We start from the raw sequence: 24,744 nt of genomic DNA, 5'->3' as shown, positions 1-24,744 counted from the left end.
CATAATGATGAGAACACTTAGATTTTTAACTTTTGTAATACTTGCTATTGGATTTTTTTCTTGTAGTAGTGATGATGATTCTTGCGTACAAAGTTCTTTTTTTAGAGATGCAGACGGAGATGGTTTAGGGAATGCTACTGAATCACAACTTGCGTGCACAGCACCAGAGGGATTTGTTTCAAATTCTGATGATAATGATGATACGCAAACATTAGCAGACCTTATTTCTAATACAGTCACTAATTTACACGCTCCTCAAGAAGGTGGGCAAGGGCAACCAATATCAGGATTATTTACCAAGTTTGATTTTGAAACAGGTCAGATTACTACAAATGACAATGATTGGGATATTGCCTTTAGAGGAACCACAATTATTATTAACGGAGGAGTTTCTCAAGGAACTACAGATGAACCAAGCAGAACAGCCAACGCAGCAGCGTATATCGCTACAGGAACTATGAGTAGTATTACATCTATTGAAACAAATAGCTTTATACAAGACGCTGCTTCTACCCTTGCTATTCCTTCTGGAAGCGATAATGGATGGTATAATTATTCTGGATCTCCTAATTTCTTAATTACACCTTTAGCAGGAAAAATATTGGTAATAAGAACCAGTGAGGGAAAATATGCAAAGCTGGAAATTCTTAGTTATTATAAAGATGCTCCTGCAAATCCTGATGCATTTACTGACGAAAGTAGGCATTTTACTTTTGACTATATCTACCAACCAAATAACAATGTAACCGTATTCTAAAAACTATAGATTAAGTATTAAAATCGATTAGCCCTTTTACTAATTTGTAATTCTTTTGCAAGTGTTTCAGAGGCTGTCAGAAAAGTCACAAATCACGGAAATTGTCCGTTTGAACTTACTCAAAAAGCTGTTCAAAAATTAGAAAGACAAACCTAAACAAGCTCATTTTGAGAACTATTTATATACTTTTCGGGCAGCCTCTTATACTCAAAAACCAATTATTCTACTCTTTTATTTTTATCCTAAATGCAAATAAAGCTTAATGTGATAATCCATTTATTTATCTAGCACATACATTACTAAAGAACACGAATAAAAGAAGATTAAAAAATTACTTTTTGCAATAAAACTGTATTTTTGGAAATCAAAAAAACACTTCATTGTTATGATTCCTAAAAAACACATTATAGACAGATTCGTAAGTTATGTAACCATTGACACAGAAAGTGATCCTAATAGTGACACAACACCAAGTTCTACAAAACAATGGGACCTAGCTAACAAATTGGTAGAGGAATTAAAATCAATAGGTTTAGAAGAAGTTACTATTGATGAGAACGCCTACATCATGGCTACGCTTCCTTCTAATGTAACACAGGAAGTACCTACAATTGGTTTCATTTCGCATTTTGACACTACACCTGATTTTACGGGAGCAAATGTTAAACCTCAAATTATTGAAACGTATGACGGAAAAGATATCATTCTTAACAAGGAAGAAAATATTATTTTATCGCCTGATTATTTTGATGATCTAAAACAATATAAGGGCCAAACACTAATTACTACAGATGGAACGACACTTCTGGGAGCAGATGATAAAGCTGGGATCGCAGAGATTATTACCGCCATGGAATATCTCATCCAACATCCCGAAATTAAACACGGAAAAATACGCGTCGGTTTCACTCCTGATGAAGAAATTGGTCGTGGTGCTCATAAATTTGATGTTGCAAAATTTGGAGCAGCTTGGGCATACACTATGGACGGCAGTCAGATTGGGGAACTAGAATATGAAAATTTTAATGCAGCAGGAGCTGTAGTTACTGTAAAAGGTAAAATAGTACATCCAGGATATGCTAAAGGAAAAATGATCAATAGCATGTATATTGCTCAAGACTTCATCAATTCTTTACCTAGATTAGAAACTCCAGAACACACTAGTGATCGAGAAGGTTTTTTCCATTTACATAATATTGAAGGAGACGTAGAACAAACCAAGTTACAATATATTATTAGAGATCATGACAAAAAGCATTTTGAAGCTCGAAAAGAGATCATGACAAAACTTGCACATGAACTCAACACACAATATGGAGCAGATACAGTTGCAGTAGATATCAATGATCAATACTATAATATGCGTGAAAAAGTAGAACCTGTAATGCACATTGTGGATATAGCAGAAGAAGCTATGAAGGATCTTGGTATTACACCTCTAATAAAACCAATACGTGGTGGCACTGATGGATCACAATTAAGTTATATGGGATTACCTTGCCCCAATATTTTTGCTGGAGGTCATAATTTTCACGGTAGATACGAATATGTGCCTGTAGAAAGTATGATCAAAGCAGTAGAGGTTATTGTAAAAATTGCAGAATTGACCGCAAAAAAGTAATCAACGATTCGTCGATGAATCATAACTTTTAACGATTTTACTCCGTTTTGTATTATAGAAAATAATGCCTTCTACAAGTTATCTGAGTAGATTTATGTAATAACCATTTAATCATTTAAAACATAAATCATGCAAACTACAGACAAGGTTGTAGATACTGCTGTATCAGCAACTACAGAAACAGGTGGAACCATAATGAGTTCGTTAGGAGGTTTTTTTAATTCTATACAAGAAGGAGTAGGTCAATATGGACTTAAAATAGTGGGAGGAATTTTTGCACTCATTATTGGATTATGGATCGTAAAAATGATTATGAAAGCGATCAAAAAAACTTTTGATAAAAGTAAAGTAGATACTACGTTAAAACCATTTCTTGTCACCTTAGTCAATTTCTTACTAAAGGTACTATTATTCATTTCGATAGCAGGTATTGTAGGGATTCCCACAGCCACTTTTGCGGCTTTATTAGCTGCAGTAGGATTAGCTATTGGCGGTGCATTTAATGGATCTTTAGGGCATATGGCTGCTGGTGTAATGTTACTAGTTTTTAGGCCTTTTAAAGTTGGTGATCTTATAGAAACGGGAGGAAAACTGGGGTTCGTAAAAGAGATTTCTGTATTTGTTACTATTTTAGAGACTTTCCAGAATAAAACAGAAATTATACCTAATGGGGCAATTACTGCGGGAACAATAACCAACTTAACTACAATTGGGAATCTAAGAGTGGATATGCCTTTTGGTATTCAATATGGTACTGACATTGAAAAAGCAAAACAAATTGTAATGGATGTTATGAAAAATGATTCACATGTAATGAAAGATCCTGCACCAAGGGTTGCTGTAAACAACTTAGGAGCAAATGGTGTAGAATTATTAGCACTTCCCTATTCTACTTGTGATGATTACTGGGATGTATATTGGGATACTAGACAAAAAATTGTGGAAGCATTAGGTCAGGCGGATTATGCTGCACCATTACCGCAAAGAATCGTAACAATGAAATCATAATTAATCTCACTATAACTCAAGATTATTATACAAAAAAAAGCGTCGTATTAAATTAATACGACGCTTTTTAATTTATGAGCTTGTTTGTTATTTCTTTTTGTCAGTTGCAGGCGGTGCATTTAGTTTCTGACTCATTTCTAATGAAATAGCAGATTTATCAAATGTTAATTTACCAGCTCCTGTTTCGATAACCACAGCATTATTTTTTTCACTGAAATCAAAAACTTTTCCGTGAAGACCACTTTTTGTTACAACGCGATCTCCTTTTTTAAGCTCTGCAGCGAATTTCTTCTCCTTTTTTGCTTTTTGCATTTGTGGACGTATCATAAAGAAATACATCACAACAAAAATTAAAAGTATAAAAGGTAATTGTCCTCCAAATCCTTCCATAAAAATTACTCGCTTACTGGAGTTCCGCTTACTGGTTTAGCTTTTGGAGTTACCATAGCCTTAATCTTAAGAATTTCTTTTCCTGCTTCAGTATTAGCAGTAATAGTAACTTGTTTGTTCTGAGCGTTTGGCTTACCGTTAGAGTTAAACTTAACTAACATTGATCCAGAAGCTCCAGGAGCAACAGGTTCTTTTGTCCACTCAGGAACTGTACATCCACAGCTTCCCTTAGCGTTTACAATTACAAGAGGTTCTTTACCAGTATTCGTAAATGTAAAAGTATGCTCTACTACATCTCCTTCATTGATTGTTCCAAAATCATGCTCTGTTTGATCAAAAGTCATTACTGGAAAATCCTTGTTTTTTGCATCACGATCAGCAGCTTCTGCTACCTTTTCTTCTTTAACTTTTTCTGCTGCATTATCCTTGCAAGACATAAACGTCATAGCAAAAACACCAGCTAAAATTAAGATTCCTTTTTTCATTACTTGGGTTTTTAATTAATTGAGGGTTAAAAATACTATTTTTTTTGAACTACAAAAGTCCACGACCTACTTTATTTAATTTGCCATTCTCCTGATACTCTTTAGATATCTTATCTAGAATACCGTTGATAAATATACTACTCTTTGGGGTACTATATTCCTTAGCAATCTCTAAATATTCGTTAATTGTTACTTTAACAGGGATCGAGGGAAACTTCTGAAACTCGCAAATTGCCATTTTAATTACTGTTTTATCCAATTCTGCAATTCGATCTTTATCCCAATTTGGTGTTTTCCCTTCTATTTCTTTGGTAAACTCTACTCCATTAAGTGCAGTTTTCCTAAAAATGTCTTTAGCAAATTTCTTATCATCTACATCTTTATACAACTTTGGTAAAGACATATGCTCATCATGAGAAGCTTTTACTTTTCTAAGCATTTTGATGATTCCTGTATTAACAAGTGGTAGATCATCAATCCAGGTAAGTTTTTTATCTTCTATATATTCATATAGTTTATCATTAGGAGCAATTATTTCTTTAAAAATATCTGATACAAAATCTTTATCCTCTTTAAAAGAACTCATTTTTGTACTCATATAATCTGCATACAATTCACTCTCACTAATGTCTTTCCATAAAATTTTCACATACTCATCATCAAGATGCCAGCAGTTCATCTTTTTATGCTCCATAGCTTCCTTAAGCTCGGTATTATTTTCTAATAACAAAAGAACTTCGTTATTAATAAATTTTTGATTTGGATTTTTTTCTTCGGAAGTAGCTAAATACTTTTTCTGGCTTTTTTCCAGAAAATCTACTGCATGTTTTCTTATTTCTACCAGAAGTTGAAGATTTATTAAGAATAAATCATACATCTGTTCAATACTAAACAGTAAAAATTTCTCTTCTTTATCTAGGTTGTCACTCTGCGTCTGCTCTAGTGCATAGAGCGACTGCATTACTTTAACTCGAATATGTCTTCTGGTTAACATAAAAAATTACAAAGAACTTTAAATTAAAAAGGACGAAAGTGTAGCTCACTTTCGTCCTGCAAAAATACTATTATTTTTAATCTACCTCTGCTAAAAACTAATTTTTATGAAGTAAATTTTAATAAACTGGTTTATTGATTTTTTCTAGCCGCTATTCTTTCTTCTGCAATACTAACTGCAGCTGCATTGGTAGACATACCAGTTGCTTTAGCTTTATTTAAAATATCCAACGTAGTATTATAGATATTTTCTGTCTTAGTTATAATCTGATCTCTCCCATATCCCTCGATCTCTGCATATACATTAATAATACCTCCAGCATTGATTAAAAAATCTGGAGCGTATACAATTCCTTTTTCTTGTAATAAAGGTCCGTGAATACCTTCTGTAGCTAATTGATTATTCGCTGCTCCAGCAATCACTTTAACCTTTAGCTTATCAATAGTTTCATTATTAATAGTAGCTCCTAGTGCACAAGGTGCATAAATATCGGCAGACTCAGCATATAAATCTTTACCAGTATAAATCTGCACTCCATATTTAGTGCTCACTTGCTCAAGCCTTTCTTGATTTATATCAGTGATAATTACATTTGCTCCTTCTTCCGCAGTCAAACGTACTAGTTCCTCACCTACATGTCCAATTCCTTGTACCAGAATCTTTTTTCCTTCTAAATTATCCGTTCCATAGGCAAACTTGGCAGAAGCTTTCATACCCATATATACACCATAAGCTGTAACCGGAGATGGGTTTCCTGCTCCTCCTTTAGCTTCAGAAATTCCAGTTACGTATGGAGTAACTTCTCTTACGGTATCCATATCAGAAGTTTCCATCCCTACATCTTCAGCTGTATAATACTTACCACCTAAAGTATGTACAAACTCTCCAAAACGCTTCATAAGTTCGGTAGTCTTTATCGTTTTAGGATCTCCCATAATAACAGCCTTTCCTCCACCAAGATTCAATCCAGTAATCGCCGCCTTATAAGTCATACCTCTTGATAACCTCAACACATCATTTAATGCATCCCATTCGGTCTTGTAATCATACATTCTAGTTCCTCCCAAAGCTGGACCTAAAATTGTGTTATGCACTCCAATTATTGCCTTTAATCCTGTATCTTTGTCCTGACAAAAAACAACTTGTTCGTGATCGTTAAAAGACAGTTGGCCAAACACAGGAGCCTCTTTTTTTAATTGATTTGCAGTAAGCACTTCGGTTATCATTTTTGGAAATTTTAAAATGTTATAAATTATATAATAGTCAAAATTGAAGCGCTAAAATAATGTATTTTTACGAATTTCAAATTTTTTGTAGTTAAAGTTTAAGAATTTGTTAATAAATGAATTTCTAAAAATCAACACTTTATGCGTGCATTACGCCATCTAAACAAGTACTTTTTAAAATATAAATACCGTCTTATTGTAGGTTTAGTCATTACAATTATAGCTAGGGTTTTTGCTATTGCTGTCCCTACCTATATTGGAGATATGATTGACCTTTTTAGACAATATATTGATGGTGAAATTACAGATTTAGAAGAATTAAAAAGTAAAGTTTTACTAAATTTATTACTGCTCTTAGGATCGGCATTATTGGCAGCTTTTTTTACTTTCTTAATGCGGCAGACTTTTATTGTAGTATCAAGATTTATAGAATTCGATTTAAAAAATGAAGTTTTCAAGCATTACCAGATATTATCCCTAAATTTTTATAAAAAGAATCGGACTGGGGATTTGATGAATCGTATTAGTGAAGATGTATCTAAGGTAAGAATGTATGTAGGCCCTGCCATTATGTATAGCGTAACTACTATTACATTATTTGTTTTAGTGATTGGATACATGATTACTATAGCTCCAGAATTAACTTTGTATACTGTAGCACCTCTACCTATATTATCTATATCAATATATAAACTCAGTGTAGCCATCCATAAAAGGAGTACCGTTGTTCAAGAATTTTTATCAAAGCTTACCATATTTACTCAAGAATCCTTTAGTGGAATTTCTGTTATTAAGGCTTATGGTATAGAACCACAAACCGTTAAAAACTTTACTAAATTATCCAATACTAGTAAAGAAAAAAACATTGATCTTGTAAAAGTACAAGCACTATTCTTTCCATTAATGGTACTTCTAATAGGTATCAGTAATATTATGGTGATCTATATAGGAGGAAAACAATTTATTAACGGCACTATACAAGATCTCGGAGTAATCGTAGAGTTTATCATTTTTGTTAATATGCTTACTTGGCCAGTTGCAACAGTAGGTTGGGTAACATCTATTATACAACAAGCAGAAGCCTCTCAGGTACGAATTAATGAGTTTTTAAGCCAGGAACCCGAAATTACCAATAGTGTAACAAATAAAACTCCAATAAAAGGTAATATCGCTTTTGATAATGTTTCTTTTACCTATGATGACACTAATATTACGGCTTTACAAAAAGTAAGTTTCGAAATCAATTCTGGACAAACGATAGCTATTATCGGAAAAACTGGAGCTGGAAAATCTACCATATTAGATCTTATCGGTAGATTATATGACACATCAGAAGGTACTATTAAAATTGACGGTACTCCGATCAGAAAATTAAATTTAGAAGATCTTAGAGAATCTATTGGTTATGTTCCACAAGATGCATTCTTATTTAGTGATTCCATAAAGAATAATATAAAATTTGGTAAAATTGATGCTACTGATGAGGAAGTATTGGAAGCAGCTAAAAATGCCGCAGTGCATACTAACATAATCGGATTTGGTAAAAAATATGATACTGTATTAGGAGAAAGAGGAATCACATTATCTGGAGGACAAAAACAACGTGTTTCTATTGCCAGGGCTATTATTAAAGACCCTTCTATTCTTCTTTTTGATGATTGTTTATCAGCGGTAGATACCGAAACAGAAGAAGAAATACTCAATAATCTGAATAGAATTTCTAAAAACAAGACCACTTTTATCGTTAGTCATAGAGTTTCTACTGCAAGAAATGCAGATAAAATTATAGTAATAGAAGATGGAAAAATCATCCAACAAGGCACTCATAATCAACTAATAGACATAGATGGGTATTATAAAGAACTCTATTTAAAACAGCTTAGCGAAAAAGAAATTTGATATTTTGTTGTACGATTAACAATTTTTTTAGATTTTTGATTCCATTGTAACAGACTAATTAATTAAGAAATACGGATTATGAGTGATAATGAAATGTTAGAGAAAGAAGAAATTTTCTCAAAAGTTTTAAGGGCAGGAAGAAGAACATATTTCTTTGATGTAAGGTCAACAAAAGCTGGAGATTATTACCTTACCATTACAGAGAGTAAAAAATTCACCAATGATGATGGGTCTTTTCATTACAAAAAACACAAAATCTATTTATATAAAGAAGACTTTGTTGGATTTAGTGAAATACTAAGTGAAATGACAGATTTCATTGTAAATGAAAAAGGAGAAGAAGTAATCAGTGAAAGACATCAAAAAGATTATCAGAAATCTTATGAGCAAAATACTGAAGAATCTTCTACAGTAAACAAAGAAGTTACTGCTTCAACAGAAAGCTTTACTGATGTAAGCTTTGATGATATATAAGACATAGTTACTTATGTTAAACTTATGCAAACCGCTTCAATCTCTGAAGCGGTTTTTTTTATTTTCGAAAATTATTAAACACGCGGCGGCTACACAAATTATCAAACATGAAGTATTTCTTTACTATTCTCATATCTTTAATTCATTTCATCTCTTTTTCTCAAGACAACTTATCATTAGATTACTACTTACCAAAAACGGTATCGTATAATCCCCAAATACCAACACCGCAAAGCATATTAGGCTTTGTTCCTGGGAAATGGCATGTTACTCATGATAAGCTTGTAGAATATATGAAGGCTTTAGCAGAAGCTTCACCTCGTATTACTATAGAGAATCGTGGAAAAACTTTTGAAGATCGCCCAATTCTCTTATTAACGATTACTTCAGAAAAAAACCATCAAAATATAGAGAATATTAGGTCACAGCATATTAAACTTACAGAAACTAATAGCAATGCAATTGATATAACATCGATGCCAGCAGTGGTGTATCAAGGGTTTTCTATTCATGGTAATGAACCAAGTGGATCTAATGCAAGCTTATTAGCAGCATATCATCTTGCAGCCGCACAAGGAAGTGAAATTGATGAACTTCTTAATAATGTAGTAATTTTATTTGATCCGTCATTGAATCCTGATGGCCTTCAACGTTTTTCTTATTGGGCTAATACTAATAAGAGTAAGAATATAAGTACCGATCCTCAGGATCGTGAGTATAGTGAAGTATGGCCTGGCGGCAGAACCAATCATTATTGGTTTGATATGAATAGAGATTGGTTACCTGTTCAACTACCAGAATCAAGAGCTAGAATTAATACTTTTCATAAGTGGTATCCAAACATTCTAACTGATCACCATGAAATGGGCTCTAATAGTACTTTTTTCTTTCAGCCAGGAATACAATCAAGAACGCATCCATTAACCCCAAAATTAAATCAGGAACTCACTAAAAAAATAGCGAATTACCATGCCAATGCATTTAATAAAATAGGATCATTATATTATACAGAAGAGAACTTTGATGATTTTTACTATGGTAAAGGTTCTACTTTTCCTGACATAAACGGAGGCGTTGGTATTCTATTCGAACAAGCTAGTTCTCGTGGACACGCACAACAAACTGATAATGGAACACTAACCTTTCCATTCACCATAAAAAATCAATTTACCGCAATATTTTCTACTTTAGAAGCCGCAAAATCTATGCGTAAAGAATTGTTACAATACCAAAAAAGCTTTTATAATAACGCAAGAAAAGAAACTTCAAATGGCGCATATCTTTTTGGTAATGAGAAAGATGCTTCGTCTACATATCATCTAGCAGAAATACTAAAAAGACATCAAATCAAAATTTATAATTTAAAAAATAATATTACTGCAAATGGTAAAAAATTTGAAAAAGGATATAGTTATGTGGTACCTAAAAATCAAAAACAAAGTCGCTTGATCAAAGCTATGTTTGAGAAAAGAACTTCGTTTAAGGACAGTTTATTTTATGATATTTCTGCTTGGACATTTCCTTTAGCTTTTAATGTAGACTATATAGAAAAACCTTCCACTATAGATATGGGTTCTGAAATTAAAGATCTAAATTTCAGAACACCCAAGGCAATTAACAAAAGTAATTATGCATATCTTATGGAATGGCATGAATACTATACACCTGCAATTTTATATAAAATCTTAGATAAAGGATTACGTGCAAAAGTTGGTATGAAACCTTTTTCTGTAGAAGGTGATGATTATGATTATGGAACTATTATGATCCCAATTCAAAATCAAAAACTAAATCCCGAAGAAATACATTCCTTTTTGCAAAAAATAGCTTCAAAAAATCATGTGGATATCGTTGGAGTAAGCACAGGATTAACTAAGGGAATTGATCTGGGAAGTAATCAATTCAGAACTTTATCACTTCCAAAAATCGCCTTATTTACTGGTAACGGAATTACGCCATACGATGCTGGCGAAATATGGCATCTTATGGATCAGCGATATAATATTCCTATTACAAAACTAACCACCGATAATTTTGGAAGAAAGGATTTATCGAGATACACACATATTATTTTACCTAATAGCTGGAATCAAACCTTAGGTAAAAATGCTATAGACAAATTAAAAACCTGGATTAGAAATGGAGGTACATTAATCGGCTATAGAAATGCTGCTGGATTCTTTAAAAGTAATGAATTAATGAAAATAGAATTTGCTAAGACAGAAAATAATGCCAAGCGAATTTCTTTTGAACAAAAACAAGATTTCTTTGGTGCTCAGGTAATTGGCGGTGCAATTTTTGAAGCAAAAACAGATAGGTCGCATCCGATTAATTTTGGATATAAAAATGATAAGATTCCTTTGTTTAGAAATACCACTCTTTTTATAAAACCAGATAAGCAGAGTTATAACAATCCGATTCAGTACACTAAAACTCCATTATTAAGCGGTTATGTTAGCAAAAAGAATTTGGATTCTATTGCTGGTTCTGTACCTTTTAGACATCATAACTTTGGGAGAGGTAATACGATATTATTTACTGACAATACTAATTTTAGAGCATTTTGGTATGGAACTAATAAGTTATTAATGAATGCTATTTTCTTTAGTGACGAAATGTAATGTGTCTGTTTCAGATACGTACAAATTATTCTATGTCTGGTATATTCATTAAAGAAAATTAATTCTTGCAATACTATAACTGTTTCCTAAATTCACTATAGTGATATAGCACATCGTCAGGAGCTTCTGTTTGTGGATAGTGACCTATTTCATCTAATATAATCACATCTGCATTAGGTATAATTTCTTTGTAGAATTCTGCCATATGTCTTCCAGAAATTGGATCCACCCCTCCATCTATCAGTCGTTTTGGGACATCGGTATATTGTATTGATTCTCTCCATCGAATTCTATGTGTATCTCTCTCGGTAAGGTATTGTATCAGTTTTGGGATTACATTTTTACCAGAATTATAGGCTATCGTTTCCCAAAATTCATCTATTTCCTGATCACTAGCTTGTGTATGTTGCCCGAATATTTTTTTGAAATTTTTGGCCAACGTATTTCTGCCCATAAAATACTTAAGAACAGTGCCAAATGGAGTAAGTAACATTCTTTGTGTTAATGTCGGAAAATTGGTCTCAGGAAACATCCCTCCATTAAGGAAACAAACAGACTTGATATCGAATTCATAGTTGGGATTCTCCTTCAATCTAGCTAACATTTCTTGAATAACTGTATCTCCAAAATCATGTGCTAGAATATGAAAAGTGGTAATATCTTTTTCCTTTAAAAAACTTTCCCACAGATCGACTTGTGCAGCAATTGTATATTGAAAATCAGTAGGTTTAGAAGAAAATCCATACCCCAACATATCGATAGCATATAGTTTATATTTTTTAGCAAGTGTTCCCCATATCTTATTCCAGTCCCAAGAAGAAGTTGGGAATCCATGAACCAAAATTAGCGGTACTCCTTCTCCTTCTTCCTTATAGAAAATTTGATGGTTTTTATATGAATAATATGATCCTGAGTTTTTCCAATCCTGTAATTTCATCTATTCGTTATTATTTTTAGATGCCAGATGGAATTTGTCATTGATAATTTTAATTAGTACTAACGTATAGTTATGGAGCATTTTGTATTATTTTTTTCCAAACATTTTTTGGATTACCCAAGCAGGTCCTATTAACAAAAACTGTAAATCCTGCGCTGCAGAAGGCTTCTTTCCTTCTAGGTGATGCCCATAGAACTGGCCAATCCACGCAACTACAAAAATAATAACAGACACCATCCATAATGGTGCATATTGACTAATATAATAATTAGCGATAATACAAAAAGCAACAAAAACTAATATCTGTAATGCCATTTTTACCGACAACCTAACGTAGAACAATAGAATAAGTAAGGAAACTACAAAAGCCCAATTTTCTATAAAAGGGTTTTCACCAGGAATAATTGAAGCTAAAAACCCACTAGGGATACTCATGATTAAGCCTACCACAGAAAAAAATATTGCAGGAACACATATAAAATGAATTGCAATATTTGTTTTGTTTTGATGGCTCACAGCATATTCTTGAAACCAAGTATCTAAAGTTTTCATAACTATTGAATTTTAATGTAACTAAGATAGCAATTTTTAGACTTATATAGTATAAAATTGTAATTTCGAAAACTTAAAAACTAGATAAAATGGCTCGTACTCCTTCTAATATGATACCTTTAGGCACAGTTGCTCCAGATTTCATTTTGGTTGATGCTGTCACGAATAATGAGGTGTCATTAACCGATATTAAAGGTAAAAAAGGCACTGTAATTATGTTTATTTGTAATCACTGCCCTTTTGTAATTCATGTAAATGAAGAGATTGTAAGAATAGCAAATGACTATCGTGTTCAAGGATTTGGTTTTGTTGCAATAAGCAGTAATGATATTGAGAAATATCCACAAGATGCACCGCATCATATGTGGAAAACTGCTCAAAAAAACAATTACACTTTTCCTTATCTATATGATGAAACTCAAGAAATTGCTAAGGCTTATGACGCAGCGTGCACACCTGATTTTTATCTTTTTGATGCAGAGTCAAAACTAATTTACAGAGGGCAACTTGATGATTCCAGACCTGGAAACGGGATTCCTGTAAATGGTCGCGATCTTCGTCAGGCATTAGATGCGGTGCTTAAAAACTCTAAAGTTATAGAACCACAAAAGCCTAGTATAGGTTGCAATATTAAATGGAAAGAATAATTCTTAACAAAGTATAGTAAGAAATTTTGAAAATAGTATATCTACATCATTTATACTATGTATTCAATCCTGCAATAATTCTAAGGTGTTCTAAATGATGATTTCCATGCCAAGCATATATACCGATATCTTCTGCTAAAGAAATTGCCACATTCCCTTCTGGGTGAATAAATGTTTTTTCTAAGTCTTCATCAGACAAACCCTTTAAAAAATACACCCATTTTGCATGTAGCGTCTTGATTATATCTAATGATAAATAAATTGGTGCATGTTTAGTATCGGATAATTCTGCCCATCGATCTTCATAGTATGCCTTAATTAATGGAGTATCTTCGGTAAGCGCCCACTTAAATCGGATATACCCATTATGATGACTATCATGGATATGATGAATAACCTGCCTAGCTGTCCAACCTTCTGGTCTATATCGAGTCTCTAACTGTTGCTCTGTAAAACGCAATACCAGATTAGAAATCTTATCTGGTAGTTCTTCAATGTCTTTAATCCAATTAGAAATATGTTCTTTGGTAATCTTATTTGGGCTTTCGAATTTTCCAATAGGATATTGAAGATTCATAGAATATATTTTTATTCTTCTTTTTTATATAGCACCAAATCCGAAGATGAATCTTGCAAATCTTTCACTACTAATTCATACTCGTTTAGCGATTCTATTTTATATTTATAAACGTACTCATCCTTTGGAGAAGAACAATACATTATACTATCTTTAATTTTAACTTTTAACCTTTTTAGAAATTTACCCTCACGAAAATTAAATCGTATCGTTTCTTCAAAAATCATATGCTCATCAGGAAATCGAACATTCACCCATTTTCCTTGTAGCGTTTCATAGGTACTTCTATTCTCAAACTTGTTATCTAGTAGAGCCTTCATTCGTAAACTATAGGATACAAAAACTTCTTCAGGCTCCACATTATCAACTGGTTTTCCAGTTACTTTTTTGTCAATTTCTTCGCCTTTATTAAAAAAGTGATCCGATTCGAATTTAGTAAATGCATTGGAGTAATCCATTACTACTTGTCCAGCTTCATTTCTCCTCTCCATATACTGACGTTGTTTATAGTTTACGTGAATCAATTGATCATTCCAAAAATAAAAGACAGTAACTACCATTGCATTAGGCATCCCAATTTTTCGAATAATTTTCTTCAAGCGTTCATGTTCGTAGTATCCATTAAGTTCTGCGCCATGATCTGCCATTTGATCAAGAAATTCCTCAGGATCCAAAGAAAACACATCAGATTCCATGTAACTATCAATGATTTCTATCTGATCCTTGATATTACTCATGGTCTCCTCATTGCTCTGGGCAAAAGAGAAATTTACACAAAAAAACGTTAAAAAAAATATTAAAATCCACTTCATAACTATCAATAATTGGGGCCCCTAGATTTGTTAACAATTCCCCAAAGGGGTGTAAATATCTAAATTATAGACGGAAAAGTTAAATCTTTTTATCAAAACTTATTATGAATCAAAAAAATATTAACATTTTAAAGCAACGTACAAGTGTTAATCAAACGTTAATAAATTACGACTTTTTTTATAATTAATCAACAAAAAAACCTCTGAAATTAATATTTCAGAGGTTTTTAATTTTGTGTGTATTAATATATTTATTTTACTTCTACTAGTTCTACATCAAAAATTAATGTTGCGTTAGGAGGAATAACACCACCAGCACCACGTTCTCCATATCCTAAAGATGGTGGAATTACAAAACGTGCTTTGTCTCCAACTTGCAATAAAGCAATACCTTCATCCCATCCGGAGATTACTTGCCCCATTCCTAAAGGAAAATCAATAGGTTGGTTACGTTTATAAGAAGAGTCGAAAACAGTACCATCAGGTAGACTTCCTTTATAATGCACAGAAACCGTTTTTCCGTTCTCTGCCTTTATTCCATCTCCTTTTTGAATTATTTTATAGCGTAAACCACTCTCTGTCTTATCAAACCCAGCAGCTAATTCTTCTAATATTTGTTCTGCTTCTTTCTTTGCTGCAGCTTCTCTCTCTGCTTTAGCTCCGTTAAATTGTCTAAATGTTTCGATTGCATTAAAGCTCTCTGCATCAGCTCCAACTCTGATAATCTCCAAAGAATCAATTGTATCTCCTTGAGAAACTGAATTTACCACATCTAATCCTTCTACAACTTTTCCAAAAACGGTATGCTTACCATCTAACCAAGCTGTTTCTACATGGGTAATAAAAAACTGACTCCCATTAGTTCCAGGTCCTGCATTAGCCATAGATAACACTCCTGGTCCGTCATGTTTTAAATCAGGATGAATTTCATCATCAAATTGATATCCTGGTCCACCAGCTCCAGTTCCTTGTGGATCTCCTCCCTGAATCATAAAGTCTGCAATAACTCTATGAAATTTCAGTCCATTATAATATGGTTTACCTTGCGGAATTGCTTGATTTTCCATATTTCCTTCAGCCAAACCTACAAAGTTTCCAACTGTTCCTGGAGTCTTTTTATATTCTAGATTTACAAGGATACTTCCTTTTGTAGTATTAAATTTTGCGTATAATCCGTCTTGCATAACTGCGTGTTTTAAGCTTTTTAAATTTTAAGCTGCAAAGATAGGTAATTGCTTAATGTTTAGTGTATAAAAACCAATGATTGTTTATTGATTTATGATATATAATTTAGAAAACCATATCATAAGAAAAAACTATTCTCAATACGTTTTACCTTGATTTTATAACAACAGAATACCTGAATTAACGTTTATTAAAGATTTTAAAATACGTCAGTCAAGTTAATCAATCTTCTTTAAAAGTTCTTGCGCCTCTTTATATTTATAATTGCTTTTATCTCCTGTGATCGTTTGTAAAACTTTTTTAAGTTCACTTTTGTTTTTTTGTTTTAAAAACACCAATGCCTTATACCAATTTGCCTTTTTAGATTGAAGGGTATTAGAATTAGATAGTTTATCAAATTGTTTTAATGCTTGATCAAACTCACTAAGTTCTGTCAAAGCAATACCATAGTAGATATAACTAAGAGGTTCTACCAATGTCTCCGATTTATGATATGCTTCAAAGGATTCTGTAGCTTTTTGATACTTTTTATCTTCAAATAACAACTGAGCATTTTCTAACAGCTTATTTGTTTCTTCTCCTCTGGTTACTAGTGATGGTATTTCGTCAGTTTGAATATATTCTGCATACAATTCATCATAATCATCACTCTTAAAAACGAATAAAGAAATAGTAAATAAAATTGCGATAGACGCCGCAATTCCCATATACCAATAGGATTTATTTAAAGATACTGATCTGTTTTCTATAACAACATCCTTTATCGTAGCTTTTAGGTCAACAGCTTCATCACTTTCAAAAAAGGATTTCAGCTTTGTAGCTTTATCTGTTTGTAATGCTTCCTTATTTCCTTCTAACCATTCCTTATCTTCATATATGGTTAGCATATCTTTTTGCAACTTCAATTCTTTTGCCAATACAGCATCAGTGCGAAGTCTTTCTTCGAATGCTTGCTTTTCTGAGTCTGACATCATATCATTAAGATAATCATCAATTTCTATGGGATATTCTTTCATAATTCTTTGATTTCACTATATCTAGAATCTTTTTTAATCAATTTAGTTAATTGCGACTTACAATTAAAAATACGTTGTCGAACCACATTATCACTATTATACCCTAGTTTACCAACAATATCTTTATAAGGCACTTTTTTAAAAAACATCTGTAGTAATTGTTTACAATTATCTGATAGCTGTGATAGTTTTTCCTGAAACAATTCCCATTTCTCTTGTTCTAAAGTAGCCATAGTCATGTCTTCGGTTTCTCTAGATAGTTCCACAACTTCGTTATTTGTTACTATACGTTTTTGTTTATTTAATTCTCTCCGCCATAAATTTCTACAAGCAGAAAAAATATATGCATTAAAAGAACTATCAATCACAAATGCTTTTACCTTATACCTTGCGATCAATTGCAATAGTACTTTCTGAAAAATATCTTCAGCATCAGATTGAGTTCCACTATTACTCCTGATAAAACTAGCTATTTTGGGGAAAACATTTTTATATAGATCTTCTATAGTGTCTTTATTCCCTTCTGCTAAATTTTGTAAGCGATCGTTATCATTAATAGGCATAAAAAATCTTTAACAATTATTTTTTTTTACTTTTGCGCAGTAACATTTATTAGATGAAGGGAACATACTAATAAATAATGAAAACAAAAAAATATTTAAGAATGAAAAAAATCATGTTACTTTTAGTAGCTGCAATTTTTGTAATTGGGATACAAGGTTGCTCTACAGATGACAAACAAGAACAAATAGGAGATATTATTCCTGAAAATGCGTTAAATGTTGATGATTTACTAAATATCAATAACTCTAAGCTACAATTACAAAGTGATCAATCTTCTTGTTATAAAAAAATACTCGTAGCTTCTGGAACACACCTAACTCAAGAAGATTACCTGGATCTTGTAGAGACGAATAGAAAGACTAAGTTTAGTTCTATATTCGCTATACTTAGACCTTCAGACGTATGTCTTAACGGAGCAATCTATGAGTGGTACGTACCTTGTGATGAAGTCCCTTCCATATTGTGTACAAATCAATGTACCATGACAGCAAATTTTACTGGTGGCACAACAGTTTTAAAGGGTGACAAAAGCACAACACTAGAAGATCCAGATGGTGATGGAGGATGTGGTGGTTGTACAGATGAGACTGACTTTTTGTTTATTGAAATTCAGAATCCGTCTTGTCGCGAAATATTTCTATCTTTAGAGTATTACTAGAGCAATTTTAATTGAGAAGAAAACAGTTCTCCAAAATATTATTATTATCAATATTATTATTCCTGACCTTTACTAGTAAAGGTCAGGATATATCTATTCAACTAGATTCTGTTTATAAGCTCCCGAACAGTAATTACGAAAAATTAGCTGATTATTATAAAATTTTAGATCAGCATCTTCAAAACAAAGACTACAAACAATTAGGATCAGATGCACATCAGTTGGCCAAATGGATCCATAAAGAAAAGCATTGGGATGAATCTATTAAGATTATTAAAATAGCTTATGAAGCAAGGGAGAAAGTAAACCCAATTGATAATAACCTTTTAAAAAGGAGTTATTACAATTATGCTATTTATAATAAAAGAAGAGAAAATTATAGTATTGCCATTAAGTCTTTTGAAAAAGTTTTAAATGTAAAAGGAACTAATTTATTTAAAGGGCGAGCAGCAGCAATCATTGGAGATAGTTATGATCGGATTGGAGATTTATTTAAATCTATTGAATATCAAAAAAAAGCTTTTAGTTACTTTGATCCGGAAAGGCAAGTAAAGTATATAATTGCCAATCATATCAATATCGCGTTTACCTATAAAAAAATTCGTAATCGCAAAAGTGCTAAACAAGGACTTTTTCACTTACTTAAAGCGGATTCTTTACTTAGATTAGAAAAAAACCCAAATTTATCAGATGCATATGCTGTACAAAGTAATCTTGGAAATTTGTATTATGAAGGCGTTGGAACTAAAAACACAAGTAAAGCATTAGCCAGTTTTCATAAAGCTTTGGATATTGCTAAAACACTTGAAAGCAACCAATATATTGCTCACGTATATTATAACCTTGCGGTAATCAATATTAAAAAGGATTTTGGTTTATCCGAAATATACTTTCAAAAATCGTTAGAATATGCAGAAGAAAACTCAGAAATTCTTCCAAAAATTCATTCAGGATTAGGTATCAAAGCTAATACAGAAAAACGATATCTAGATGCTCAAAATCACTTTAAAGACGCATTTTCTGCTTACTTTGATCAGGAAATCCCAGATATTTATTGGTTACCAAATAAAGAAGATCTTACAAAAATAAAGGCGAAATCTGAATTCCTAGATCTTTTAAAAAGAAAATTAAAAACATGGAATCTATTAGCTGAATATCAGGATGATTATTCTTATTCTGAAGAAGCTATCAAGACCACAATGACTAGTGATCAATTAATTGACCTAATAATAACGGAAGACTTTTCATTCAGCTCTAAATTGTTTTGGAGAGATTTAGCTTCTGAAATATATATTATGGGATTAAAAGCCTGTTTAAATCTTAAAAAAAATAAAGAGGCTTTTTATTTTATTGAAAAGAATAAAGCCATACTATTAACTCAGGAAATAACGAAAAATAAATTAAATATTCCTGAAGAAATTTTGGAACAAGAAAAAAGATTAGAAAACAAAATAATTTTATTTCAAAATTCTTTACAAGAAGTTTCCATTCATAAAAAAGACTCTATTTCTAACATAATTTCTAAGGGAAAAAGTAATCTACAACAATTTAAAGATTCTCTTTCTAAGGAATATCCAGAATATTTTTATTCTAATACACTTCCAAAAATTGTTTCCTTTAAGGAAACAAAATTAAATCAAAATGAAGTACTAATAAATTACATCATGGCAGAAAGAGGAGCAGAAGTAATTCCTGAAGCATATGGAATGATATTGACTGCCAATCAAAAATTGCTATTTAGATTAGACAATATTCAAACACTTTTAAACAATATTCGCTCTTTGAGAAAAAAATTAGATAGTCCTTTTAAAACATCTGAAGACATTATTTCATATAAAAAAGTTGCACATCAACTCTACAATTCTCTTATCCCTTCTGAAATAAGAAATGACCTAACTAACAAAAAAATTACAATTAGTGCTGATCACATATTGGGGTTTATTCCTTTTGAAGCTCTAGTTACAAATATTAATTCAGGGAGATATTTAATTGAAGACTGCGAGATCAATTACAAATACTCTTTATCTTTTCACAAAGAGAATTCTACTATATCTAGGCAAGCAAATAAAGAATATCTTGGAATAGCTCCTGTAGATTTCCCAAACAGATTAACAACCTTAAAAAAAAGTGAAGAAGAAATCAGTAGCGCTAATAAATATTATAACGGTTTACTTTTGATTAAAGAAGAAGCTACCAAGGAAAATTTTAAAAAACAGGCTTCTGAATACAAGATTCTACATTTAGCAACTCATGCCGATGCCTCTGATTCGTTAAATCCTTGGATCGCTTTTAGACAAAAAAAACTTACTGAATTAGAACTTTCCGTAGTTGATAATCAAGCAGAATTGGTTATGCTTAGTGCATGTAATACTTCTTTAGGAGAAGTGCGCCGTGGTGAAGGTGTATTAAGCCTTGCTCGTGGATTTTTTAAGTCGGGAGCACATACTGTCATTCCTTCGCTATGGAGCACTAATGATAAAGCAACTGCTACAATTACTTCTGATTTTTATAAAAACCTAAGTGAAGGTCAAACCAAATCAGCAGCTTTACGAACGGCAAAATTGAATTACTTACACAATAATTCAGATGCAGAAGCTTCTCCTCATTACTGGGCTTCATTAATACTAATTGGAGATACAGGTACATTATTACCACAATCTAATAACTTGTTGTTTTTATGGATTGGAATTGTTACACTTCTTATAACTATTCTATTTATATTTTTATATCAAAAAAAGAAGGGTAGACTCTAAAATAGAAAAGTGCTGTATCTATACGATTTTGAAACTATTATCAAATAAAAATAAAAAAGCTTTAATAATTATTTTTTTTACTTTCGCGCAGTAACATTTATTAGATGAAGGGAACATACTAATAAATAATGAAAACAAAAAAACATTTAAGAATGAAAAAAATCACTTTATTAGTAGTAGCTGCAATTTTTGTAATTGGAACACAAAGTTGTACAACAGATGAAAATGTATTTGAAGAAGAAACTTTTATCAATAATGAAACTAATGCTAAAAACTTAATATATCCTGGGTCTACCAACCTTAATAAGGAATGTAAATCTTGTGTTACTGCATTTTATCCTGAAAGTATGCCAGAATCAACAAGGGAAGCTTTTAGAAGCCTTATGAGAGGGCAAGTTTTTAGTACCTTATTAAAAGATATAGAAAATTCTTGTGGAACTAAAGAAGCATGGGTAATCGATCAATATGATCCTATACTATTCAATCGATCAGGAGTTGATATGGGAGGTGATCCTAAAATTATTGTAACAGAAGGTACAATCGCTGTAGCAGTAGAAACTAGTGATATAGAAGAAACTCATAGACTAGGTAAAAAAATATCTACTGGCGCTATCGGAGATTTTACATATGAAATTTATAGAATGTATGAACGTCCTCTTTCTTGTGGAGGTGGATTTTAAACTAGTTTAATTAGTTCAATGAACATATCAGTAAAAAAACATATTAGTGGCAAAAGTATAGCAATATATATATTTGCCACTTTTTTTTGTGGTGTAAACAATTTTATAGTTGGGCAAACTATCTCTAAAGAATTAGATTCTATATATCAATTAGAAAAAGAAGATAATGAAAAACTTAAGCTGTATTATCAATTACTTAAGAAGTATGAAGATATAGAGGGTTATACTCAATTAGGATTTGATGCACATCAAATAGCTAAATGGCTTAATAAAAAAGATGTAACAAAACCAGAAGCCATTAAGGTATTAAAAAAAGCTATTAGTGCACGTATTAAAGCAGTACCTTTTGATCCTGATTTACTAAAACGCAGTTACAATAACTATGGACTCTATAGCTATAGAGAAAAAAAATATGAACTAGCGATCGAAATATACAGAGATCTTATTTCTGTTCCAGGATCAGACTATTTGGTAGGAAGAGCATATTCTAAAATTGGGGATTGCTACCGGTTTTTACAAGATCCATATTCTGCTATTGACAACTACAATAAAGCATTTGTTTTTTTAAAAAAAAGAAAAAACAATGCCTTTTTAATAAGTAATCATATTAAAATAGCAGATGCTTTAAAATTCATTAGAACTGATAAAAAAGCTGATCAGGCATTAAAACACTTAAAAAAAGCAGAAGTACTACTATTAGAATCTCAGAATACTAATGAAAGAAATCTATATGTAGTTTATAATAATACTGGTGGTTGGTATTATGAAATCCTTCATGATACATTGAGTAGCCAAAAATACTATGAAAAAGCTTTAAAACAAGCTACAAAACTTGGAATAAAGGAATATATATCAAAAACTTCTTACAATCTTGGCCTGTCCAATATTCATAATAATAATGAGGAGGCGAAAAAATACTTCGAACAATCTTTAAAAAATTTAGGCGGTGATCCATCTTTTCCTCGAACAATTTATATAGGAATAGGGTTACTTGAGAATTCGAATAAGAATTATGAAAAGGCTACGAGAAGTTACTTCAAATCCTTATCTATATTTTTTGATAAGGAAGTAAATATCGATAACATCTCCCTGATTTTAAACAAAAAAGAAATATCTTCTATTAACAACAAAATGTTATTATTAGAAGTATTGAAAGCTTCTATTGACAATTATATTGATCAAGGAATTTATGAAAAGAATGTAGAACACCATAAAAAAGCTATTGCCTTAGTAAAAATATCCGATAAATTAATTGATCTTATATTAAAGGAAAACATTTCTGATAACACAAAACTTTTATGGAGAAGTATCGCCTCTGGAACTTATGCTTCTGGTATTGAAGCTAGTTTTGAAGCTAATGAAATGGATTATGGATTTTATCTTTCTGAAAAAAATAAAGCACTGTTACTAATTCAAGAAATTTCAAAAGAAAAAATTACTATTCCTAGCTCTATATTAAAAGAGGAATCTAAATCTAAAATGAACATTCTAAATTTAGAAGAAGGCTATAGTACTGCTTCTGGTAAAACTAAAGATTCTATTTTTGATCTCCTCTTTACTCAGAAACAAAAACTACAATCATATAAGGATTCTATCGCTTCCTCCTATCCTGATTATAAGACAACATTACAAATACCAGAAATAACGCCTCTTTCTAATATAAGTTATGATGATGATCAAATCATTATACAATATATGATGACTGAAAGAATTTCTGGTTTATTTCCGAATACATATTGTCTGATCTTATCTAAAGATTTCCAAAAATTAATTAAACTAGAAAATACTAAATCATTACAGGACAAAATATATAAACTTAGAGAACAACTAAATGCCCCCTTTAGAAATGAAGAAGATATCATCTCATATCGAGAAAAGTCGCATAATCTATATACTTCTCTTATTCCCAAAGAAATTAGACCTCTTTTAAAAGATAAAAAAATCACTATTATTCCTGATCATTTGATAGCGACTATTCCTTTTGAGGCTCTGGTTTGCGATCTTAGTTCTGGAAAATATTTAATAGAAGATTCTGAAATCAATTATACGTATTCTTTATCTTTTCAAAAACAAAATACAAACAGAGAGCGGTTTGCTAAAAAAGAATTTTTAGGTATTGCTCCTAGAGATTTTGACAATGACCTTACAAGTTTAAAAAATACTACAAAAGAAGTAACAAGAGCTAATTCGTATTATTCGGGTCTCTTATTACTTAATGAAGAAGCTACAAAAGATAATTTTGTCAAAGAACTCTCTGATTATAAAATTATTCATTTAGCAACTCATGCATTTGCTACTGACTCTATTACTCCTTGGATTGCTTTTCAAGATCAAAAAATGATCAATCCTGAAATAGATTTCCTCAAGAATAATGCAGAAATGGTAGTCTTAAGTGCTTGTAACACCTCTTTAGGAGAGGTGCGTAGTGGTGAAGGTGTATTGAGTCTAGCTCGTGGATTTTTTAAATCAGGAGCTAATACTGTCATTCCTTCGCTTTGGAGTACCAATGATAAAGCAACAGCTACAATTACTTCTGATTTTTATAAAAACCTAAGTGAAGGTCAAACCAAATCAGCAGCTTTACGAACTGCAAAATTGAATTACTTATACAATAATACGGATGCAGAAGCTTCGCCTCATTATTGGGCCTCTTTGATATTGATTGGGGATAGCGGGACGTTGCTGCCTCAGTCTAACAACTTGTTGTTTTTATGGATAGGATTGATTCTTATTACACTTGTTTTTGCGATATATCGCTTTGCTTTCTATAAAAAGAAATAAAATTCATATCAGTTTATACAACTTACAAAAGGGTTGGTGAAAAATTTCATCAACCCTTTTCTTTTGTTTATCAGACACTTACTACTACATAAAGTTATATTTCTTAA

The 24,744-nt window shown here is 31.7% G+C and carries 22 protein-coding genes; 11 read left to right on the top strand and 11 right to left on the bottom strand.

Annotated elements, in window-relative coordinates; genetic code table 11:
• Positions 1–7 precede the first annotated feature (7 nt).
• The 3 genes from QBK95_RS15035 to QBK95_RS15025 all read left to right on the top strand — a co-directional run bounded on the left by QBK95_RS15035 (position 8) and on the right by QBK95_RS15025 (position 3,386).
• The gene (locus QBK95_RS15035; protein ID WP_280935239.1) at positions 8–757 is read left to right on the top strand and encodes an HmuY family protein; all 750 of its coding nucleotides are present in this window, start codon (positions 8–10) and stop codon (positions 755–757) included.
• 385 nt (positions 758–1,142) lie between these two features.
• Positions 1,143–2,378, top strand: a complete 1,236-nt coding sequence (gene pepT / locus QBK95_RS15030; RefSeq protein ID WP_280935237.1) for a peptidase T — start codon at positions 1,143–1,145, stop codon at positions 2,376–2,378.
• Between the two features lie 129 nt (positions 2,379–2,507).
• Positions 2,508–3,386 (top strand): mechanosensitive ion channel family protein, encoded by an 879-nt coding sequence (locus tag QBK95_RS15025; RefSeq protein ID WP_280935235.1) that lies wholly within the window; start codon positions 2,508–2,510, stop codon positions 3,384–3,386.
• Between the two features lie 87 nt (positions 3,387–3,473).
• Here the strand turns inward: QBK95_RS15025 and yajC are convergent, their stop codons facing one another.
• The 4 genes from yajC to QBK95_RS15005 form a co-directional block, all read right to left on the bottom strand.
• Positions 3,474–3,776, bottom strand: a complete 303-nt coding sequence (gene yajC / locus QBK95_RS15020) for a preprotein translocase subunit YajC (protein ID WP_280935233.1) — start codon at positions 3,774–3,776, stop codon at positions 3,474–3,476.
• A 5-nt stretch (positions 3,777–3,781) separates the two neighbouring features.
• The gene (locus QBK95_RS15015; RefSeq protein WP_280935231.1) at positions 3,782–4,261 is read right to left on the bottom strand and encodes a DUF1573 domain-containing protein; all 480 of its coding nucleotides are present in this window, start codon (positions 4,259–4,261) and stop codon (positions 3,782–3,784) included.
• A 49-nt stretch (positions 4,262–4,310) separates the two neighbouring features.
• Positions 4,311–5,255, bottom strand: coding sequence for a transcription antitermination factor NusB (gene nusB / locus QBK95_RS15010; protein WP_280935228.1), 945 nt, complete (start codon positions 5,253–5,255; stop codon positions 4,311–4,313).
• A gap of 131 nt (positions 5,256–5,386) precedes the next feature.
• The gene (locus QBK95_RS15005) at positions 5,387–6,481 is read right to left on the bottom strand and encodes a Leu/Phe/Val dehydrogenase (RefSeq protein WP_280935226.1); all 1,095 of its coding nucleotides are present in this window, start codon (positions 6,479–6,481) and stop codon (positions 5,387–5,389) included.
• A 141-nt stretch (positions 6,482–6,622) separates the two neighbouring features.
• Between QBK95_RS15005 and QBK95_RS15000 the strand changes: the two genes are divergently transcribed.
• The 3 genes from QBK95_RS15000 to QBK95_RS14990 all read left to right on the top strand — a co-directional run bounded on the left by QBK95_RS15000 (position 6,623) and on the right by QBK95_RS14990 (position 11,475).
• Positions 6,623–8,380, top strand: a complete 1,758-nt coding sequence (locus tag QBK95_RS15000) for an ABC transporter ATP-binding protein (RefSeq protein WP_280935224.1) — start codon at positions 6,623–6,625, stop codon at positions 8,378–8,380.
• Between the two features lie 78 nt (positions 8,381–8,458).
• The gene (locus QBK95_RS14995) at positions 8,459–8,854 is read left to right on the top strand and encodes a PUR family DNA/RNA-binding protein (protein WP_280935223.1); all 396 of its coding nucleotides are present in this window, start codon (positions 8,459–8,461) and stop codon (positions 8,852–8,854) included.
• Positions 8,855–8,961: 107 nt separating this feature from the next.
• Positions 8,962–11,475: a M14 family metallopeptidase gene (locus QBK95_RS14990; RefSeq protein WP_280935222.1), complete on the top strand. Its 2,514-nt coding sequence runs from the start codon at positions 8,962–8,964 to the stop codon at positions 11,473–11,475.
• A gap of 73 nt (positions 11,476–11,548) precedes the next feature.
• Here the strand turns inward: QBK95_RS14990 and QBK95_RS14985 are convergent, their stop codons facing one another.
• Positions 11,549–12,412, bottom strand: coding sequence for an alpha/beta fold hydrolase (locus tag QBK95_RS14985; RefSeq protein WP_280935219.1), 864 nt, complete (start codon positions 12,410–12,412; stop codon positions 11,549–11,551).
• A gap of 87 nt (positions 12,413–12,499) precedes the next feature.
• Positions 12,500–12,964, bottom strand: a complete 465-nt coding sequence (locus tag QBK95_RS14980) for an Mpo1 family 2-hydroxy fatty acid dioxygenase (protein ID WP_280935217.1) — start codon at positions 12,962–12,964, stop codon at positions 12,500–12,502.
• Between the two features lie 89 nt (positions 12,965–13,053).
• On the opposite strand from QBK95_RS14980, the gene QBK95_RS14975 reads away from it, so the two are divergent.
• On the top strand, positions 13,054–13,611 hold the full coding sequence (locus QBK95_RS14975) for a thioredoxin family protein (RefSeq protein ID WP_280935215.1): 558 nt from the start codon (positions 13,054–13,056) through the stop codon (positions 13,609–13,611).
• Between the two features lie 55 nt (positions 13,612–13,666).
• Here QBK95_RS14975 and QBK95_RS14970 read toward each other — a convergent pair whose 3' ends face one another.
• From QBK95_RS14970 to QBK95_RS14950, 5 genes are all read right to left on the bottom strand, one after another.
• A complete protein-coding gene (locus QBK95_RS14970; protein ID WP_280935213.1) occupies positions 13,667–14,188 on the bottom strand; it encodes a YfiT family bacillithiol transferase in 522 nt (173 codons plus the stop codon).
• 11 nt (positions 14,189–14,199) lie between these two features.
• Positions 14,200–14,925, bottom strand: coding sequence for a hypothetical protein (locus tag QBK95_RS14965; RefSeq protein ID WP_280935211.1), 726 nt, complete (start codon positions 14,923–14,925; stop codon positions 14,200–14,202).
• Between the two features lie 326 nt (positions 14,926–15,251).
• Positions 15,252–16,184, bottom strand: coding sequence for a peptidylprolyl isomerase (locus QBK95_RS14960; RefSeq protein ID WP_280935209.1), 933 nt, complete (start codon positions 16,182–16,184; stop codon positions 15,252–15,254).
• Between the two features lie 219 nt (positions 16,185–16,403).
• A complete protein-coding gene (locus tag QBK95_RS14955) occupies positions 16,404–17,201 on the bottom strand; it encodes a tetratricopeptide repeat protein (protein ID WP_280935207.1) in 798 nt (265 codons plus the stop codon).
• Positions 17,198–17,764 (bottom strand): RNA polymerase sigma factor, encoded by a 567-nt coding sequence (locus QBK95_RS14950; protein ID WP_280935205.1) that lies wholly within the window; start codon positions 17,762–17,764, stop codon positions 17,198–17,200. Before QBK95_RS14950 ends, QBK95_RS14955 begins: the two co-directional genes overlap by 4 nt.
• Before the next feature lie 101 nt (positions 17,765–17,865).
• Between QBK95_RS14950 and QBK95_RS14945 the strand changes: the two genes are divergently transcribed.
• From QBK95_RS14945 to QBK95_RS14930, 4 genes are all read left to right on the top strand, one after another.
• Complete coding sequence (locus QBK95_RS14945; protein WP_280935202.1) at positions 17,866–18,423, top strand: hypothetical protein; 558 nt, start codon at positions 17,866–17,868, stop codon at positions 18,421–18,423.
• An 11-nt stretch (positions 18,424–18,434) separates the two neighbouring features.
• Positions 18,435–21,176, top strand: a complete 2,742-nt coding sequence (locus QBK95_RS14940) for a CHAT domain-containing protein (protein WP_280935200.1) — start codon at positions 18,435–18,437, stop codon at positions 21,174–21,176.
• A 152-nt stretch (positions 21,177–21,328) separates the two neighbouring features.
• The gene (locus tag QBK95_RS14935; protein WP_280935196.1) at positions 21,329–21,856 is read left to right on the top strand and encodes a hypothetical protein; all 528 of its coding nucleotides are present in this window, start codon (positions 21,329–21,331) and stop codon (positions 21,854–21,856) included.
• Between the two features lie 18 nt (positions 21,857–21,874).
• The gene (locus QBK95_RS14930; protein WP_280935194.1) at positions 21,875–24,637 is read left to right on the top strand and encodes a CHAT domain-containing protein; all 2,763 of its coding nucleotides are present in this window, start codon (positions 21,875–21,877) and stop codon (positions 24,635–24,637) included.
• The last annotated feature ends 107 nt before the right edge of the window (positions 24,638–24,744 follow it).

Source organism: Aquimarina mycalae, from assembly GCF_029906345.1.
GTDB lineage: Bacteria > Bacteroidota > Bacteroidia > Flavobacteriales > Flavobacteriaceae > Aquimarina.
This window is presented reverse-complemented; position numbering and strand designations above follow the sequence as displayed.